The sequence below is a fragment of the Lysinibacillus sp. TE18511 genome, from assembly GCF_054062295.1.
The window spans coordinates 1-2711 of record NZ_JBSSFD010000091.1; the positions used below are offsets into that span (position 1 = coordinate 1).

Annotated in this window: 2 protein-coding genes and 1 pseudogene; 2 read left to right on the plus strand and 1 reads right to left on the minus strand. The window is 38.0% G+C overall.

Going from position 1 to position 2711, the window contains the following annotated elements; translation table 11 throughout:
- Positions 1 to 248: hypothetical protein (locus ACVWXS_RS25800; RefSeq protein WP_456960672.1), on the plus strand; the 248-nt coding region annotated here is incomplete at its 5' end.
- Here the strand turns inward: ACVWXS_RS25800 and ACVWXS_RS25805 are convergent.
- Positions 231 to 1388 (minus strand): ISL3 family transposase, encoded by a 1158-nt coding sequence (locus tag ACVWXS_RS25805; protein ID WP_456960673.1) that lies wholly within the window; start codon positions 1386 to 1388, stop codon positions 231 to 233. The two genes, ACVWXS_RS25800 and ACVWXS_RS25805, sit on opposite strands and share 18 nt — an antisense overlap.
- 374 nt (positions 1389 to 1762) lie before the next feature.
- On the opposite strand from ACVWXS_RS25805, the pseudogene ACVWXS_RS25810 reads away from it, so the two are divergent.
- A pseudogene (locus ACVWXS_RS25810) lies at positions 1763 to 2396 on the plus strand (transposase); the annotation flags it as partial.
- Positions 2397 to 2711 lie beyond the last annotated feature (315 nt).

The window sequence follows — 2711 nt, forward strand, 5'->3', positions numbered from 1 at the left end:
TTTCTGCAGCGTGTGCTTCTGGTGCTACTGTTGATACTCCAACAAGTCCTCCTAGTGTTAGTGCTGATGCCATTGCGATAGATGCTAATTTTTTCGTGTTTGTAAAACTCCCTTTTGAATGTTTTTTGTTAGGTAATCACTTTACCTACTTATATATACTAACACAATACCCTAAATTGTATAAAATATGGTTATTGACGGCTCATCACAAAAAGTCGTGGGTGACAAAATCAGCGACCTGTTTCTAAACGTAAACGAAGGAAAAAACGGTCTTCATTTCGATAGCCAAAACCACGTTTTTTGATGAGTTTAATTTTATTATTCGTGCCTTCCATAATGCCATTCGATAGCGGTGAAATAATGGTATCCAACAACGCTTTTTCACGTGTTATCAATGTTTTTGCGATTTTAGAGACAGCACCACACATATGAAATTGATATCTTTTAAACCATTCTGTTAACCGTCGTTTTGCTTGTGTCATCGTTGTCGCTTTTAGTACATAACGCATATGATTCAATGCATGATAAATGTGTTTTGTATGCAAATCTCCCTGGTACCACTGTGCAATAAATCCACGTTCTTCTTCCGTTAATTGTTCAGGTTTTCGTGCCAAACAACGGTCAATGAATCGCGATTTATGATGCTTTTTGGCTTCTCCTAAATAACGTCGTCTTCGCTGCTGGGCATCTGTGAAAAATTGCACGAGATGAAAGCGATCCAGCACATGAATCGCAGTTGGATAAACTGTTTGTATCGCGTTTGCCATCGCTGGAGCGAAATCACTTACCACGGCACGAATAGGACCTATTACTTTCTGTAAAACAGCGGTAATTGCATCTTGATCTCGATGAGGAACAATCGCCAAAATGCGACCTGTGTCGGCATTTAAAACACTAGTCGCATAATTATGCCCTTTGCGCAAGGCGAACTCATCAACGCAGATGGCTGTAGGTGTTTCTTCTGCTAAATGATTTGGTGCATACAAGTAATACCAACGTTCAACAGTCGTATAGGGTAGTTCATATTCACGCGCTACATCAGCAATGGAACGCCCATGGCAACACTGAACAAGCTCTTTACGAAACAAAGCTGATGACGCTTGTATAATCCCTAAACCAAAGTCATAGGTAAATGTAAGGTCGCAAGCAACACAACGATGACGTGGAATTACCATCTCAATCCAAATCAATCCTAGGTGCCAAGCATAGCCATGACGAAAACGACGTAACGTTTGTGCATGACGAATTGTTTTCCCTTGGCAAAGTGGACATGGCACTGAATAAGCACCTACAGTAACAGGAAATACATTTGGTTCTTCATCAGATGGAAAAGAAACTTCGAAAAAAGATGGTAACGGTAATAGCATTTTGATAAACTTGGAGTACAAAGCGAAAACTCCTCTCGTGATTTGTCTCGACAACAATTACGATACGTGAGTTTTCGCTTTTCTTCTATAGTAAAATGTAAAATTATTGAATTAATAGAGAATCAACCACAAGTTATGGTGATGAGCCTTATTGACACTTTTATTGGATATTTTGTATAGTTAAATGATTTGATTCGTACAGTAATTCATTTACATATGCTAACGTCTTCTTAAAATTATTCATAGTTTTACTCCTTATCTTTTACTACAATATACCATTATATTAATATGTGATGTCGGTTAGTAATACTTGTCCTGCCACACCTTTCTTGAAGTTGCGGTGTAATTGTTCAGCATTTTTCTGTTCAATATCTTGTGGCAACGTGCTTGTTTTTCTCTACCGTCAGGTAGAGGGGATGAGAGTTCCGTAGTTACCTAAAGCAAAGCTACTTATTGAAGCTGCGATAAACTCTATTGGACTGACAGAAGAAACAGAGATGGCCCGACGTGAAATCGCCACGGCTCATACGTCAGTATCGCTTATTAGAAAGCGAAATTGAATCTGTAAATAATCAATTAGCCAAAATGGCTAAAACAACGATGGAATATGATTTACTTGCATCAGTTCCAGATTTAGGAGATGCGACGATTGTTGATTTACTTTCAGAAGTAGGATGCTTTTCACTTTATGAAAATCCACGCCAACTCATCAAACTAGCGGGATTAACATTACGTGAAAACTCATCTGGTCAACATAAAGGGCAAAAACATATCTCCAAAAGAGGAAGAAAGAGACTTAGATATATTCTGTTCAAAGTAATAGTACCACTCATTCGTCACAATGAAACGTTTAAGCAACTTCATGAATATTACACAACACGTCAACAAAATCCTTTACGTGGAAAATAATCAATGTTGGTACTGTGTAGTAAATTACTAAAGGTATTACATGGTATTTGTAAAAGGAAAGTCCGTTTTGACGAGAAACATATGATGAAAGACCTCTACTGTCTTTCAGAGGCAGCATAAACAAATTTCTTCATCGAACTATAACTAGAAAGGATAACACGGAGAAGCCAGCAACATAACTAAACTTAGACCAAGAGTCCCCAGGGCAGCTTGGCTTACAAATAGAAAAATAGCACTCATCGCTGAGCGCCATAGTTTGTTTCATTTTGATTGTCAGGTTTATTTCCGAAATACAAAAAAGCAACCACATCTGGTTGCTTCATCAACACTTAAGCTTTTATTGTAAGCCCGTAATCAAATAACGCATATAAACAACCAGGCACCTCCGGTACGATGATAAATGTATCAAATTAGAGGAGGTGCTTCTTTATGTCA